General features: G+C 35.0%; 13 protein-coding genes and 1 pseudogene. 7 read left to right on the top strand and 7 right to left on the bottom strand.

From position 1 onward, the window contains the following. Positions 1-37 precede the first annotated feature (37 nt). The gene (locus MYP_RS25945) at positions 38-211 is read right to left on the bottom strand and encodes a hypothetical protein (protein ID WP_156140247.1); all 174 of its coding nucleotides are present in this window, start codon (positions 209-211) and stop codon (positions 38-40) included. Between the two features lie 562 nt (positions 212-773). On the opposite strand from MYP_RS25945, the gene MYP_RS01785 reads away from it, so the two are divergent. The 5 genes and pseudogenes from MYP_RS01785 to MYP_RS01770 all read left to right on the top strand — a co-directional run bounded on the left by MYP_RS01785 (position 774) and on the right by MYP_RS01770 (position 5606). After that, positions 774-1646 (top strand): HEPN domain-containing protein, encoded by an 873-nt coding sequence (locus tag MYP_RS01785; protein ID WP_045457619.1) that lies wholly within the window; start codon positions 774-776, stop codon positions 1644-1646. 5 nt (positions 1647-1651) lie between these two features. Further along, positions 1652-2326: a hypothetical protein gene (locus tag MYP_RS01780; RefSeq protein ID WP_156140245.1), complete on the top strand. Its 675-nt coding sequence runs from the start codon at positions 1652-1654 to the stop codon at positions 2324-2326. A gap of 412 nt (positions 2327-2738) precedes the next feature. Continuing rightward, positions 2739-2945, top strand: a pseudogene (locus MYP_RS25625) (T9SS type A sorting domain-containing protein); the annotation flags it as partial. Between the two features lie 316 nt (positions 2946-3261). Then, entirely contained in the window at positions 3262-4212 is a 951-nt protein-coding gene (locus tag MYP_RS01775) for a CapA family protein (RefSeq protein ID WP_045457614.1), read from the top strand. A 248-nt stretch (positions 4213-4460) separates the two neighbouring features. Further along, a complete protein-coding gene (locus tag MYP_RS01770) occupies positions 4461-5606 on the top strand; it encodes a hybrid sensor histidine kinase/response regulator (protein WP_045457611.1) in 1146 nt (381 codons plus the stop codon). A 25-nt stretch (positions 5607-5631) separates the two neighbouring features. On the opposite strand, the gene MYP_RS01765 is transcribed toward MYP_RS01770, so the two are convergent. The 5 genes from MYP_RS01765 to MYP_RS01745 form a co-directional block, all read right to left on the bottom strand. After that, positions 5632-6756 carry a sensor histidine kinase gene (locus MYP_RS01765; RefSeq protein WP_045457609.1) on the bottom strand — a complete coding sequence of 375 codons (1125 nt, stop codon included), beginning with the start codon at positions 6754-6756 and terminating at the stop codon, positions 5632-5634. Positions 6757-6780: 24 nt separating this feature from the next. After that, positions 6781-10371: a response regulator gene (locus tag MYP_RS01760; RefSeq protein WP_197059986.1), complete on the bottom strand. Its 3591-nt coding sequence runs from the start codon at positions 10369-10371 to the stop codon at positions 6781-6783. A 58-nt stretch (positions 10372-10429) separates the two neighbouring features. Then, positions 10430-11272, bottom strand: coding sequence for a CheR family methyltransferase (locus tag MYP_RS01755; RefSeq protein WP_045457606.1), 843 nt, complete (start codon positions 11270-11272; stop codon positions 10430-10432). 333 nt (positions 11273-11605) lie between these two features. Beyond that, a complete protein-coding gene (locus MYP_RS01750; RefSeq protein WP_052429886.1) occupies positions 11606-12043 on the bottom strand; it encodes a c-type cytochrome in 438 nt (145 codons plus the stop codon). A 258-nt stretch (positions 12044-12301) separates the two neighbouring features. After that, positions 12302-12565: an OmpA family protein gene (locus MYP_RS01745; protein WP_156140243.1), complete on the bottom strand. Its 264-nt coding sequence runs from the start codon at positions 12563-12565 to the stop codon at positions 12302-12304. Positions 12566-12718: 153 nt separating this feature from the next. Between MYP_RS01745 and MYP_RS01740 the strand changes: the two genes are divergently transcribed. After that, positions 12719-13066, top strand: a complete 348-nt coding sequence (locus tag MYP_RS01740; protein ID WP_045457599.1) for a hypothetical protein — start codon at positions 12719-12721, stop codon at positions 13064-13066. Between the two features lie 142 nt (positions 13067-13208). Then, complete coding sequence (locus MYP_RS01735) at positions 13209-15116, top strand: PAS domain-containing protein (protein ID WP_045457597.1); 1908 nt, start codon at positions 13209-13211, stop codon at positions 15114-15116. Between the two features lie 171 nt (positions 15117-15287). Here MYP_RS01735 and MYP_RS01730 read toward each other — a convergent pair whose 3' ends face one another. Continuing rightward, a complete protein-coding gene (locus MYP_RS01730; RefSeq protein WP_045459051.1) occupies positions 15288-15734 on the bottom strand; it encodes a PPC domain-containing DNA-binding protein in 447 nt (148 codons plus the stop codon). Between the last annotated feature and the right edge of the window lie 173 nt (positions 15735-15907).

The following is a 15907-nucleotide window of genomic DNA, read 5'->3' as shown; positions in this document are numbered from 1 at the left end:
CTATTATTTTAATATCCCTAATTTGAAAGAGATGTTCTTAAACTTGCCAGATCTGATTGATGCCATCGCTTAAAGCGATGGCATCAATCCAATCTGTTAAGATTCCCTTCAGGAGAAAAGCTAGAAATAAGGCCGAATTGGGACTGATAGGCGAACTAACGCCTAATCCTATACAGATATGCTGGTAAGGCTCCAGCAATGAACTAACCATACTCAAACGTCAGATTTACATTTCCGTCCACCTCTTCCTGATTCTAATTAGACTTTCAATACTTATCTTCCATGTGTTTTTATCTCCTCTTAAAACTCTCAGGCTTTTTCCACATTCGTAGGCCCCTCCGGCTATTCCGTGGCAAAATCTGACTCTTCCGGTTATATCCACAGAAGTTCCGTGGAATAGTACACAACATCCGTGGATTGTTCCCTAAGCTCCGTGGGAGCTTCAGAATTCCTGTGAGGCCCCACCAGTCTTCCGTGGGGCCATCCGACTCTTCCGATTGTTCCAACGAAATCGCTGTGGGTAATACCAAACCTTTGTAGGATGCCACCGAGATTCCGTGGGAGCATCAGAGGCTTCTGTGGCCCCACACAGAAAAACCGTGGGAAGATTTTCAACAAAAAACGCTTGACGTATATCTAAAATGAGGATATAATTATTCTGAATCTGATTTAATTATTTTCCAGATCTTCAATATTGGAAGGGGAATTTTCACTATTTACTTTAATTATCCTTTACTTTTCAATAAATTCATGTTTTACTAATTGAATATAATTTGAAAACCAGCCAGGACCATCTTCCGGAATTTAAAAGAGAAGAACTAAGATTAATCACTGATCTTATTATTGAGAAGATGCATCCCGATTTTGTCATTTTATTTGGCTCATATGCGCGAGGCAATTGGGTGGAAGACCGATATTCGGAAGATGGCATCACCTATGAATACAAAAGTGATTACGATATCCTGGTTGTTACCGAAACCAAATTGGATAATGCTTTATCCGTTAAATGGAGAGAGCTTGAAAAACTTATAGCACAATTACATACTACAGCACCGGCAAATCTTATTCATCATAACTGGGGATACTTAAAAAGTGAACTTGCACATGGAAGTTACTTTTTCTCGGACATAGTAAAAGAAGGAATTATCCTTTATGACAATAAAAGAAATGTAAACTTTCCTTTAGTACTTCCAGAGTCAATTGATCCAGAAAAGGTAAAAACCAGAGCCAAAGAAGAATATGACTTATGGTTCGAAAGTGCAAACAGATTTTTAGAACATTTTCAATTTGGGCTGGACAAAGGTTATTTAAATGAATCGGCATTTCAACTTCATCAGGCTACAGAAAGATATTACACTGCATTGCTCTTAGTATTTACAGGTTACAAAGCAAAGATCCACGACATTGAGGAGCTGGGTAATCAGGCAGAAACTATTAATGAAGAATTTAAAAGGGTATTTCCCCGTGATATTCCTGAAAAGGATGAGCGTTTCAAACTTCTAAAGAAGGCGTACATAGATGCGAGATATAAAAAGAACTATTCAATAAATAAAGAGGATTTGGAGTACTTGAGCGAGCGAGTTTCAGTATTAAAAGATTTGGTGGAAAAAGTTTGTGTAGGAAGACTGAAAGATTCGACAGAATAGTAATTATGAAACTATCTTTAACATTTTTAGCATTAATTATCTCTCAATTGGCTTTCTCTCAAAGTGAAAGTGATAAGAAACTTTTAAAAAAAGATAAATATGGAGAGGTCTATATTACCCACGATACTTCCAGAATAGAGTACAAGTGGTTAATTCCTTCCTATCCAGATGACAATCTCCATATATACCAAGAATACTATCAACACATAAAAGAAAATATTAATTCAGCTCTTAAGTTTAGCAATAAACTCAATAACTTATCCAAGTGGACTCCCATTTATAAGATTAATAATAAATATTATTTATATGGTCCTTCTGATTGGATGTATAATTTTGGTTTTATCATAAATGATTCAACTATACTAAGACAATTTTCTGATGGACCTGGTGTATTCGTAATACTTAATTCAAATAAGGTTTCTGATAAGGTGTATCAATATAAAACATTGGACTACTACAAAAAAGAAACAAATATTTCAATTTATATAATTGACCAAACCAATGAAATAGCGGTCTGGAAATTTGAAACACAAGATGAAGTTCAATATGAATTAATGATAAATTCTAATAATATTAAAAAATTTCCTTTGGTAATACGTAATTGCGGAAACGTCAAATGCGTAACAGAATATGAATTCATACAACCGGATTTTGAAAAATTAATTAAAACTGTCCGATAACCCCAATAGTCCTCGCTTGCAGCGAGGATTTCCGAGAATTGCGATTGTATCGCTATTCTCAAAAATTTTAAGTAATTGCTAACCTTTCATAAAATTCAATCACATTCACATTATCAGGCAAGCCCGACACCTGACTTTATGAGAAACAATAACAGTGAAAAATTTTATAATGGAATAGAGACAATATTTTTATACTCCTGCAATATCTGTATTTTTAAACAAATTTTTAAAATCATATTTAATCTGATTCAATACCATGAAAAAATTCTATTAAATTCATTATTACTTTAAATGGTGAAGATGAAACTATAAAAACATTAATACTCTACTCTGCTTTTATTGATATAACAACCGGTATTAAAGAGAAGCCTGCAACCGACAATTTAAATCACACTTTTCTTATCCGAATCCAGGCAGGGATGTTTTAAATATTGAAAACCCCAACCATGAAACCATGGAAATCTCAATAATCAACATGCAAAACACTCCTGTATTTTCCGGAACAATAGATGCAGGTAAAGGAAGCATCTCAATTAAGGACTTTCCCGCAAAAATGTACATTCTGATATCTACTACTTCCTCAGGTAAAATATATACCGAAAAAATTGTTAAGGAATAAATGATTTCAGGAATAAAAACATTAAACCTATAGTCCTTGCTTGCAGCGAGGATTTTCGAGAATGGCGATTGTATCGCTATTCTCGAAAATCCTTTGCACTAGTCAGCCTTTCTTATAATTCAAATAAATTCGCAATACCAGCCAAAACAATTCCTCATCATCACCAAGCTCCCTAATGATTTAATCCGCCCTTCTCTTAGCAAGGTTCAGATTAAGACAAACAACACCTTTAAATATATAATTTTCAAATATAAAATTTCCCCCTCCCTCATAAACCACTTAAACATAATCACTTAATACCGGTAAGTATCTTATTATGAAAAACTCTTGTACCATCAGGTTAATGGGCGATGTGATGATTGGAAGAACTGTTAATCTTAAGATTTCAGAATCTGGATATGAATATCCTTGGGGTGATGTTTTGCCTTTGCTTCAGGGGGAAGGAATAAATATCATAAACCTTGAAACAGCCATTACTACTTCCTCGCAACCTGTCCCTAAAGTATTCAACTTCAAAGCTGATCCGGATAAAATCAATACCCTTAAAGCAGCCAATATCCGCATTGTTAATCTTGCCAATAATCATATAGGAGATTTTGGCACAGAGGGATTAAAAGAAACCATAAGTATTCTTGATCATCATTCCATTGCGCATTCAGGGGCTGGTATAAATATCATTGAAGCCAAAAGACCTGTAATTATTGAAGAGAACAATATCACTATAGGTATCATTGGTTGTACAGATAATGAACCATCATGGAGAGCGAACACTCATCCCGGTACATTTTTTATTACTATCGATGATACCGAAGAACTGGAATCTGAAGTGTTGAAATTAAGAAGTAAAGTTGATGTGTTGATTGTATCTATTCATTGGGGACCAAATATGGAAATGGAGCCAAATAAAAAACAGATCCAGTTTGCTCACGGACTTATTGACCTCGGTGTAGACATCATACATGGACATAGTGCACACATCTTCCAGGGAATTGAAATATACAAAGGCAAGTTAATACTATACGATACAGGAGATTTTATTGATGATTATGTTGTAAATGATTTGCTAAGGAATGACAGGTCATTTTTATTTGAATGCACCATAAAGGATAAGCAGATAAGTGCATTTAAACTAATACCTGTTATCATTCAAAACCTGCAGGTATCCTTGGCTACAGGACATGATAAAGAATATGCAATAGCCCGCATGCAATTTCTTTCATCTGCATTTGGAACCAGAATAACTAATGAAGGAATAGTGGCACTATGATGCTATTCAGTGTTTACCCTGAGTTTCCATACAATTCAAAAGAATTATTTCAGTCCTGATATTCTATAATTCAGCTCCATCACATTAAATCTGACATTTTGCATAAAAACATTATAAGCAAAATGTTGTTATAACTTTGAATAAGTCAAGTTTCTTTTTTATATTAATAGCTAAATATCCAGAATACATCGAGACTAAAATTAAGTCTGTCTAAGCTTTCCACTATACTTATTTAACGATCCAACTCAATGCTACAGGAGAATCTTACGAGTAGACAAAAAGTAAAAATTCTGATAATAGAGGACAATGACTTTGATTTTGAACTGGTTGAAAGAAAACTCCAATCAATAAATTTTTCATTTGAAGCAAGAAGGGCAATAGTTGAAGAAGAATTCAATCAACATCTTCTGCAATTCAGACCAGATCTTATTCTGTCTGATTTTTCTCTGCCAACTTTCAGCGGGTTAGAAGCCTTAAGCATTGCTAAAAAACATAACCCTTTGACTCCCTTTATCTTTGTTACCGGAACACTTGGTGAGGAACTTGCAGTAGAAACAATGATCCAGGGGGCAAATGATTATGTACTTAAAGACAGCCTGCATAAACTGGAACCTGCTATAACCAGGGTACTTAACGAGGTTAAAGAAAAACAAAAAAGAGAAGAAGCTGAGAATAAACTGAAGATAAAAGTAGAAGAATTAAAAAGTCTTGTATATCGGATATCACATGACATCAGAGGACCGATATGTTCAGTAAAAGGTATTTTAAACCTTATCCAGCATTCTGAAAGCAATAGCATAAAGGATATTACTGAATATGTAAACATCATAAGTCAGGTAAACAGAAAAATGGAAGGTATTGTACTGAATTTAAGTAGCTTCCAATTCATCTACAATGATGACATAAAACTTGATGATATAGACCTTGATCTTTTTTTTGAAAAACTTGGATCTGCCATTTCTGAAATAGAAAACTATAAAGAAGTTGGCCTTAAATTAACTTATAAGGGACAACAATATTTCAGGTCTGAGTTTAATCTTCTTTTCTCTGTCTTCTTTAACCTGATTCACAATGCCATCGTCTTTATGGACAAAAATAAATCCGAAAGAAAAGTTATTTGTTCTGCAGAAGTAAGTGAAACAGGCTTAAGTCTTCAGGTTGAAGATAATGGTATAGGTATTGAAAAATACATTCAGGATAAAGTGTTCGGAATGTTCTTCAGAGGAAGTAACCTTTCGAAAGGCGCAGGACTAGGATTATATATTACCAAGACCATCCTGGACAGACTGAATGGGACCATTACCCTGATAAGTAATGAGAAAGAAGGAACCAGAATCAATATATTTATTCCTACGATTTCCTCATCTCAGCCTAGGAATTGGATAAATAACTAATTGATTTAATAACAGTTCCTGCTATTTATAAATTAACTGCAGGAACAGAAAAGAAGAAGTTAGCGCCATTATCCATGCTTGATTCTGCCCAGACACGGCCGTGATGTTTCATAACTATTCTCTGTATTATTGCCAATCCTACTCCTGTCCCTTCGAACTCTGTAGCACGATGAAGACGTTGAAACACTCCGAATAGTTTCTTATAGTATTTCATATCAAACCCAACCCCATTATCTTTTATAGAGTATATCACCTCTTCCCCTTTGATATCGGAAGTTATTTCTACGATTGGCTGTTCTTTTTTACTTGAATATTTCACAGCATTGGAAAGAAAATTAATCATAACCTGATTCAACAAATGAGAGTCCCCAAAACAGGGATGTAATGGAGCAATTATCCAGTTTACTTTTTTTCCTTCATGTGTAGCTTTCATTTCTTCGATGCAAGACTTGACAAGTAAATCCATATTGACAACATCTTTATTCACTTCTCTCTTGCCAATTTTTGAAAATGACAACAAATTGTCTATCAAGTCTCCCATCTTTTTTACATTAGAACCTACAATATTGAGCAGTCTTTTCACTTCCTCATCTACAACATCTGCGTGCTCTTTAAGAATTATCTGGGAATAACCATTTATAACTCTCAAGGGTGCTCTCAAATCATGGGAAACAGAATAGGTAAAGGCCTCAAGTTCTTTGTTGACAATTCTTAGCTCTTCATTTTTTCTTTCCAGGTCATCGTTCAGTCGCTTCAGCATATATTCATGATGATATATCCCGATGAACAATTTCACCTTGTTTATTAGTATTTCAGGTTGAAAAGGTTTGGTAATAAAACTGAATGCTCCTCTGTCGTAGCCTTTAAAGACGTTTACATGGTCTGTATAAATTCCTGAGATAAATATAAATGGCAAAGATGCCGTCTTTTCATCCTCTCTTAAAATGGCAGCCAGTTCATATCCATCCATTTCAGGCATCTGTATATCGATGAGTGCAAGTGAGAAATCGTGGTTCAATGTCTGCTTCAATGCCTCATTGCCGCTCGTCGCTCTAATAATTTCAACATCCAGATCCCTTAAGACCGTTTCTAGTGCGATGAGATTCTCTTGCTTGTCATCAACTATTAATATCTTAGGCTTGCTGAACATAGTTATAATATTTATATCCGAACCTTACTTCTTTATCCATATTTTCATCAATGAAATAAGCCGATCCAGATCAATCGGTTTACTTATATAATCATTAGCGCCAGCGTCTATACTTTTTTTCCTGTCTTCCTTCATTGCCTTTGCAGTCAGGGTAAGAACAGGAAGCTCCTTAAAGCTTTCCATGGACCTGATTTTTCTGATTGCTTCCAGACCATCCATTTCAGGCATCATTATATCCATCAGTACCAGAGAGATATCAGGATTATTAGTAATAGCCTCCAGTGCCTTTATGCCATTTTCTGCTTTTAACACATTCATTCCCTGCTCTTTCAGTACTTTGGATAAGGCAAAGACATTTCTCATATCATCATCAACAACAAGAACTTTTTTATCCCGAAATATATCTTCACTTTTATAAATCTCCGTGATCATCTCTTTTTTATGATCAGGAAGATTGCCTATAGTACGGTGTAAAAAGAGAGCTGTTTCATCCAGAAGCCGTTCTTCTGATTTAACCCCTTTAATAATAATGGATTTTGTTAGTCCCTGCAGTTCTTCACTTTCCTCTCTTGACAGTTCTTTTCCGGTATATATGATTATAGGAGGAACCTTTTCTTTATCCTTCTGTATTCTTTTAATGAGCTCTAGACCAGGCATATCAGGTAATCCAAGATCCAGAACAATACAATCAATATCAGCGCTACCCATCAGTTTTATAGCCTCCTCTCCGCTTCCAGCTTCCATACATTTTACATCACCATTGCCAATCAGCATCTTTATCGATTCCCTGTTATTCTGATCGTCTTCAACAATCAGAAGGTATTTCATTTTTTTATTTATGAAATTTTCAATTCTTTGAAATGCATGATCAAGCTCTTCCTTATCTATGGGTTTGATGAGATACTCCACAGCTCCCGCCTTAATAGGGTCAAGCGTCCTCTCCATTGCAGAAATAATATGAACCGGGATATGACGTAAAGCAGGATTATTCTTCAGTTCAAGAAGCACCGTTCTTCCATCCATTCCCGGGAGACTTAAATCAAGAATTATGGCATTCGGTTTAAATTTATCAGCAAGAACCAGTCCGTCTTCGCCACTAGATGCAGCCAATACTTTAAATCCTTTTGCAGCTGCCTGTCTTTTTAAAATCTGAGCAAAATTGAGATCGTCCTCTATGATCAAAAGTATTTTATCCTTTTTGCTTATTGCCAACCGATCATCAGCAATCCCCGGGTAATTAAGGAATTCTTCTTTCTTTTCAGAAGGTAGTGATTCTTCAGTCTTTATCTCTGAATGATTTCTGACCTCAGGTATAATCAATGGAATAATAATAGTGAAAACGGAACCCTGTCCAGGTTTACTTGATATTTTAATTTCTCCACCTAATAATTTTGCAAGCTCTCTAGATATAGAAAGCCCTAACCCGGTTCCGCCATATTTGCGGGATATACTTCCATCCCCCTGATGAAAGGCTTCAAAAATCGTGTTTTGCTTTTCAGCAGGAATTCCTATTCCTGTATCCTTTACATCTATTGCTATAGTGATATCAGAATTCCTCCTTATAAAAACATCGATACTCCCAGCTTCTGTGAACTTAATTGCATTCGATAAAAGATTCTTAATGATCTGATCCAGCTTTTGAGGATCTGTTTTGATATAATCAGGTAAATCTGAATCTTTATTTACCGATAACATTAAACCTTTTTCCCTCACCTGATGATCAAAATTACGATGAATATTTTCGATAAAGAGATTCACTCTTATATCTTCAATATTCAAATCCATTTTGCCTGCTTCTATTTTAGAGAGGTCTAGTACTTCATTGATCAGATGAAGCAGATCCACTCCGCTTTTATATACAATCTTCGCGCTTTCAACCTGGCCCTCATCCAGATTTCCCTTTTTATTTTCTGAAAGATCCCTGGACAAAATAAGCAAGCTGTTTAGCGGTGTTCTGAGCTCGTGAGACATATTGGCAAGAAACTGAGATTTAAACTTATTGCTCATCTCAACTTCTGTCTTAGCAGCCTGTAGCTCCTGATTCTTCATCTCTACATGTTGAGTCTGCTCTTCAAGTTCGATATTTGCTGCCTGCAATTCCTCCTGTTGCTGCTGAAGGTGCTGTGTTTGCTGTTCCAATTCTTCATTGATGAGCTTTAACTCTTCCTGCTGCACCTGCAGCTCCTCACTCTGTCTTTGAGTTTCTTCGAGAAGATCCTGTGTTTGCTTGCGAAGGATTGCGGAATATATAAATATGCCGATAACAGGCATTGCTACTTTGAAAAATTCTATTTCTGTTTCGCTAAATGGTTTTAACTTTCCTATCTCAACTACGCCAAGCAACTGCTCATCCTTTGAAAAAGGAAAAACAACAACATTTTCCGGAATTGCTTCAAATACAGAAGAAGATACTCTGAGATTTTCCTGTCTAAGATCAGTAAAGTGCCTGAAATCACCGTCTGCAGCGACCTGACCAGGAAGACCTTCACCAAAAGCATATTCTTTTCTGTGAATATCAGAAGGAGTAATAGCAAAGCTTGCGGCTAGTTTAACCGAATTATTATTCTCAAGATATAATGCCCCTATATCCGATTTTGTATATTCACTAAGAAAGGCAATAGCCTTCTCCGTAATCATTTCCAGCGATTGGTCTCCTCGCAATTTCTCATTGAGGAAGTTTAATCCTGATGTAAGCCAAGATAGACGGGCATTTGTTTTTACTGCGTCTTCAATAGTTGTGTTCATAATGTTCACTGCATTTCCTAAAAAGTCCTTCTGCGACTTTGGAACTACTTTTACAGAATAATCACCGTTTGTTATACTGCGCACACTTGTGGTAACTTCTCTGAAGCTGGATAGAACATCTTCAAGAGCCTTCACTACAGGTACAAGTTCATCCTTCTTGTTGTCATCAAAACTTAAATCTTCAAACTCTCTGGATGCAATTTTTGTAGCTACCTCAGAAATTCTTTCAATCCTGCCCGTGATTGCCCTTACAATCCAATATGTAAGTATAACAGATGCCAACAATGATATGACTACCAGGCTTGATATCAGCTTGATACTAGAATTATATGCCTCAAGACTCGAAGCTTTTACTTCCATCATTCTTGTCTTGTTAAGCTCATTTACTCTATTCAGCAGATCAATCATAGAAGCCCTTGGTTCTCTGGCGCTTTTAACTGAAAGCGTATAAGCAGGATCTACTTCATTCTGCTTTGCATATTTTATTATTTCTGTCAAAACAGACTTATACTTTTTCCATTCTGTTTCAAAATCATTCAAGAGAAATCTGGCTTCTTCATTTGACTTATATTTCAGATCTCTCAGTCTGCCATCGGCAAGCCGAACTGTTTTAGTTATCTCCTGTTCATATTTGTTTACTTCTGAAAGGTCTTTTTCTATAATGATATTCTTTTCATTTCTTGTTATATCCATCACTTGGTAAACAAGTTCGTTTGATAAGATAATGCGGTCTGTTGTCATTTCCACCAGTCTTGCCATCCTATCATTTAATATAGATAGTTGATTGATGAGATAAAACAATGAAGAAAACATAATAACCAGAATCAAAGATATACTGAGTATGAGCTTAGCTTTAATCGTTATATTCATATGTTGTATTTTCGGATCTATATTTGGGATTTACTTTAAGCATTCAGGATTAATAATCTTATTTCATATGTGACAAGGCCCTGTATTTCTTCTTAAAGATTTTATTTCTGACATCAAACGTTGAATAATTTTTCATTATAGAAGAAGCAGGAAAACTTTCATTCATTCCAAGACATAGAAATCCTCCATTTGCAAGGCTTTCCAAAAAGAGAGCGTGAACCTTTTCCTGAAGCTCTTTATTAAAATAAATCATAACATTCCGGCAAAGTATAATATTCACTTCGGAGAAGACCTTATCTGTAACGAGATTATGGTTAGCCCATACAATGTTTTTACGCAAATCTGAATTAATAATGATGCGGTTATAATCGTGCACAATGTAATCGCTCAATGAAGCTTTTCCTCCAGCCTGCTGATAATTTCTTATATACTTTTTTATTTTACTTTCCGGATAAACGCCTTCCATCCCCTGCTCCAAGGCATGCTGATTAAAGTCCGTTGCATAGATCATACACTTGTCGTATAAGTTCTCTTCTCTTAAAAGTATGGCAATGGAATAAACCTCTTCACCGCTGGCGATGCCTGCTTGCCAGATCTTCACGAAAGGATATGTTTTAATAAAAGGAATTACACTAGCTCTGAAGGCCTCATAGAAACTGGAGTCACGAAACATTTCAGTAACCTGAATGGAAAGATCTTTGAAAATGAGGGACGAAAAAACAGGTTCCGCTATTACTCTTCTCTTCAACTCTCCAAATGATCCTATTTGAGAAAGAGCCATCCTGTTTATCAATCTGCGTTTCAAATGATCAGGATTGTATTCCCTGAAATCATATCCATAAGTTTTATAAACAGATTCAAATAAATCATTAATCTCTGAAATCGTAATTTCCGACATCATTGAAAATAGTATCTTAAAACGTAATATGCTGAAATGCTGAACATTGACAATAAATTGTTATAAAGGGACGGATAAATAATCCAATTCTCATGTCAATTAAATACCAAAATATACTTTTTGTCGATAAATAACAATAATACCTCCACTAAAACGACAATAAACAAGACATAGAAATATGACACTTTGCTTTTATAGCAAAAAATAGATAGGAATTATAAATTGATATCAGAAACTATTTTTTTATTCACCTAAAAATGAATCTCTTAAACTTACCAGGCAAATAAAAATAGTTAATGCAATCATCAAAAAATCATCATCCTGTAAGCAGCAACTTTAATAATCAGACTCAACTTTAATATAATCCAGAATTGAATCTATCTCAGCCTTTGTGAAATTAAAGTTTTTCATTTCAGCTTTACCAAATTTATTGAATAACTCAACAGCATATGGATCTCCGGATTTTATAACAGCACTTGAGTTATTGATAAATTTATAAAGCCACTTTTTAGGTCTTCGCTTTACTACATCTTTTAATGCCGGTCCTACAACAACGTCATGAATACTATGACAAGCCCTGCAACTATCTTGAAATAATCGCTGTCCAGTTTTATTTATAATCAAAGAAATCTTCATCTGCCTTATTGCATTCCCGCATATAGGCCGCTCATCTACTACTCCACATACAAACTGTTCAGACTGCTTCTTTTCTTTTATAGAATAAAAGGCAAATAAAGATACCATAATTGCAAAAGCTGAAATTAGGGTTATCATCTTAAAAATTAAAATTAACTGGTATTTCCTCTTCATTACCTGATTATCATTACTTGTCTTTACTTAATACTATTCAACATAATCAGTGCTTAAAATTTTAAATTCAGTTCGCCTGTTTTGTTGATGTTCTTCTTCCGTTTTCGCACCTTTAATCAAAGGTTTGCTGGCATTATATCCTTTCGCTAAAAGTCTGTCTGCAAATATTCCTTTTGAGATTATATAGTCAGCAATCGCTTTAGCACGTTTACATGTCAGACATTAAGAATATTTGCCTGAGCCACGTTCATCACTATGAAGACTCACTTCAATTGTCAGCTTTTTATTTTTTTGTAAAAAAGATGCTATGCTATCAAGCAAATCATAGTTTTCAGAACTAATAATTGCCTTGTTAAAATCGAACAGAATATCCTGTGAGATCAAAACATCACCTATGTTAAAAGTAGTGTCCTGCAGTGTAAATTTCTGTCCGTAAGAGGTAATAACAGACACTAAGATGATGACACAGGTTATTATTAAATTCATATTATAAACTACTGACTGAGTATCCCGGATGATTCTCTTGTTCTATTATGAAGTCTTTGTAAAATTGGAAATAATTCCATCAGAACAAAAAATACTTTCTAAAATATTCTAACACTTTAACGATATTTTAGTATTACCTAAAACCCTCTATATATGAGCAATTTAAAACACTCTCTCCCTGGAGTTTCATTTGCTATATGCATTATGGTTATTGGTCTATACGGTATTTACCAAGCAACAGATTTTACTCAAAATAAAAATTCAACAGAGACTATAAAATTTGTTAGTAATTATGAGCATCATGAAAATGAAGATAAGGGTTCTATAGCTCCGGAACATATTGCTCCAATCGATACTTTACCTTTTGCGATACCATTACAACATCCTAAAAAAGAATCTAATGTGCATGTCATAGCCAAAGTATTAAAAATGATCTCTGACGGAATAGATAAAAATTATCCTTCTCATAGTGATTCATCAGGAACTGATTCTGTGAAATAGAATTGGATGGGAAAATTTTCCTATCAAAACTACTCCCAATATTCTCTTTCCAAATTTTTATCCTTCTATTTCATTACAACCATTTTGAAAATCAATAAGAATCAATATTTTAGAGTTCTATTATTTTGATTTTTTAAGCACAATGGAAAAGAAACCTTCTCAATCCTTATTAAATGTATATAGTCAGGAGAATTTATTAGCGGTACTCGACAGAATATCTGACGCATTTGTTGCTCTTGACAGAAATTGGTGCTACACCTATATGAACAAAAAGGCTGGAGAAATATTCGGCCGGGATCCTATAAGCATGATCGGAAAACATATCTGGACGGAATTTCCGGAAGGAATCGATCAGCCTTTCTATAAGGCCTATTATAAGGCAATGGAGACACAGCAATATATCTATCTCGAAGAATATTACCCTCCTTTTAATAAATGGTTTGAAAATAATATTTACCCATCTGCGGAAGGACTTACTATCTATTTTCGGGATATCACATCCCGTAAACTGGAAGAACAACAGATTCGGATAGATAAGGCCAGACTGCTGAAAGCACAGGAAATAGGGCAGCTTGGATATTGGGAGCTTGAGAAAAACAAAGATGTAATATGGGGATCAGAAAAAGCTTGTGAATTATTCGGATTCGCTCCGGTAGCTGCAGAAATACCTATAAGCAAAATCGAACCATTAATCAAAGAAATAGACAAAGTGAGAAGTGCCGGTCAAAAGCTTATTCAGGAGCATATGAAATATGATATTGAGGTGCAGATCTGTCCTGAGAATCAAGATATCCCAAGAATAATTTCTGCAAAGGCTGAGATTGCAGAAGGCTTGTTTGGTAATAACAAGATTATGGGAATAATCAGGGATATTACTGAACAAAAAAGAATTGAGATGCTTGAAAATCTGGAGAAATCAGTCCTTCAGCACTATGTCCAGCCAGATTCTTCAGTAGAGGAATTAATTACATTCCTTCTGAACGGTCTGAGAGATATTCATCCTGACATGCTTTGTTCTGTTCTTAAAGTGGAAAATGGCCGCTTATATAATTGGTCATCTCCACATCTTCCTGAAGCTTTTAATAAGGAAGTGGAAGGAACAAAAATAGCAATTGGTTACGGATCTTGCGGAAGCGCTGCATTTCTGAGAAAGAAGGTTGAAGTTTCGGATATATTCCATCACCCTTACTGGGATCATTATATGGAAATCATAAAAAATTTTGACCTTCGTTCTTCCTGGTCTTACCCAATCATCAATTCAAAAGATGTTTTGTTAGGAACATTTGCCATATATCATAAATCAATCAGGGAGCTTTCAAAGGAGGAAGAAAACAGTATAGATCGCGTCAGAAGAATTCTTGTATATGTAATGGAGAGAAAACTTGCAGAGACAGAAGCAAAACTATATAAAGAAAAACTTGAACTAGTGTTCAATTCCACAAATGAGATCATGTTCCTGATTGATATAGAAAAAGACGATGTCTTTAGATTTTCTACTATCAATAAAAGATTTCTTGATGCTACGGAGCTTTCCAAGGAGGACATTGAGGGCAAACTTGTTGAAGAGGTCATTCCAAATCCGTCTTATTCTCTGGTTTTATCTAAATACAAAGAAGCTATTGAAAAAAGAACGACTGTTTCATGGGAAGAAACCACAAATTATCCCGCAGGTGAGAAAAAAGGAATAGTGACTATATCTCCGGTCTTTAACGAAGACAATGAATGCGTGAATCTCATAGGTAATGTACATGATATTACTGATAGAAAAAAGGATGAAGAGAAAATCAAGAGGGCTAATGAAAAGTTAAAAATTAATAATGAATTAATTATTGAAAAGAATAAAAAATTGAAAGAAATAGCCTGGTATCAATCACATAAAGTAAGAGCTCCTGTGGCAAGGATAATGGGATTGATCAATTTAATTGAACTGAATAAGAAAAACGGAGATAGCAATGATGACCTTCTTGGATATGTACTGCAATCTGCTGTTGAATTGGACGAGGTGACCAGAGATCTTGTGGAAAAGATATCTGACTCGGATGCACTGTGATTATAATATGTTTCAAGATGTAGAATAATGTATGTGTCTGTTCACTGAAGTTTAAAATGATATATTCTGAGAGTGAAATATGTTGTATTATTCACTTTCATAGGTTTGTTTTTTACTTTTAGAATCAACTTAATTTTAGAAGAAATTCAATTAGTGATTATTACAGCAAAATTAATCTCCCGAGCTTCTGATATCAATTACATGTACACCTGTCTTCGGATCCACTTTTCGCCTTAGATGTTTATCTGATTTATATAAAACCAGTTCTAACGTTGGTCTTACATATCCTTCAACCAGATGGCCACCTACCGCCGACCCATCTTTTCTTCCGCATACAACATGCGCATGTATTTTGGGAATCTCATCTTCTATAGTTATATCTCCATTAAAGGATAAAATTTCCAACTGCTCATCGAAAGGAATTTTTATGTACTCTTTCTTGTCCCAATCGAAAAACGCGACAACTACATTTTTAAATGCACCAATCCCTTCAAAATGTCCAGAAGTGATATCATGATCGAAGGCGTATTTTTCAAGAGTACTGATGAGTTCATCCCCTTCCTGGAATACCAGTAGGGAGGTCGTCTCATGACCATGACTTAAAACTTTACTTTCCATGATATCCTCCTCATAAATAATACTAAATCTAAACAAAGCTTTCCAACAGCCTTCACTTATGATTTTAACAATTAAATGTCTGAAAAATGTTTCCACTCCCTTCCTTGAAAAAGCGGAACAAAATATTTTCAGAAATTTACAGATAAACTTTTGCCTCCTTTCAAGGGAGGAAT

It is taken from the genome of Sporocytophaga myxococcoides (genome assembly GCF_000775915.1).
Taxonomy (GTDB): domain Bacteria; phylum Bacteroidota; class Bacteroidia; order Cytophagales; family Cytophagaceae; genus Sporocytophaga; species Sporocytophaga myxococcoides_A.
This window is presented reverse-complemented; position numbering and strand designations above follow the sequence as displayed.

Bases quoted from the DNA above. Each gene is read 5' to 3' on its own strand.
- MYP_RS01780 (WP_156140245.1), top strand. From the start codon at position 1,652: ATGAAACTATCTTTAACATTTTTAGCATTAATTATCTCTCAATTGGCT.
- MYP_RS01755 (WP_045457606.1), bottom strand. From the start codon at position 11,272: ATGATGTCGGAAATTACGATTTCAGAGATTAATGATTTATTTGAATCT.
- MYP_RS01730 (WP_045459051.1), bottom strand. From the start codon at position 15,734: ATGGAAAGTAAAGTTTTAAGTCATGGTCATGAGACGACCTCCCTACTG.
- MYP_RS25945 (WP_156140247.1), bottom strand. From the start codon at position 211: ATGGTTAGTTCATTGCTGGAGCCTTACCAGCATATCTGTATAGGATTA.
- MYP_RS01750 (WP_052429886.1), bottom strand. From the start codon at position 12,043: ATGATAACCCTAATTTCAGCTTTTGCAATTATGGTATCTTTATTTGCC.
- MYP_RS01775 (WP_045457614.1), top strand. From the start codon at position 3,262: ATGAAAAACTCTTGTACCATCAGGTTAATGGGCGATGTGATGATTGGA.
- MYP_RS01740 (WP_045457599.1), top strand. From the start codon at position 12,719: ATGAGCAATTTAAAACACTCTCTCCCTGGAGTTTCATTTGCTATATGC.
- MYP_RS01765 (WP_045457609.1), bottom strand. From the start codon at position 6,756: ATGTTCAGCAAGCCTAAGATATTAATAGTTGATGACAAGCAAGAGAAT.
- MYP_RS01735 (WP_045457597.1), top strand. From the start codon at position 13,209: ATGGAAAAGAAACCTTCTCAATCCTTATTAAATGTATATAGTCAGGAG.
- MYP_RS01770 (WP_045457611.1), top strand. From the start codon at position 4,461: ATGCTACAGGAGAATCTTACGAGTAGACAAAAAGTAAAAATTCTGATA.
- MYP_RS01745 (WP_156140243.1), bottom strand. From the start codon at position 12,565: ATGAATTTAATAATAACCTGTGTCATCATCTTAGTGTCTGTTATTACC.
- MYP_RS01760 (WP_197059986.1), bottom strand. From the start codon at position 10,371: ATGAATATAACGATTAAAGCTAAGCTCATACTCAGTATATCTTTGATT.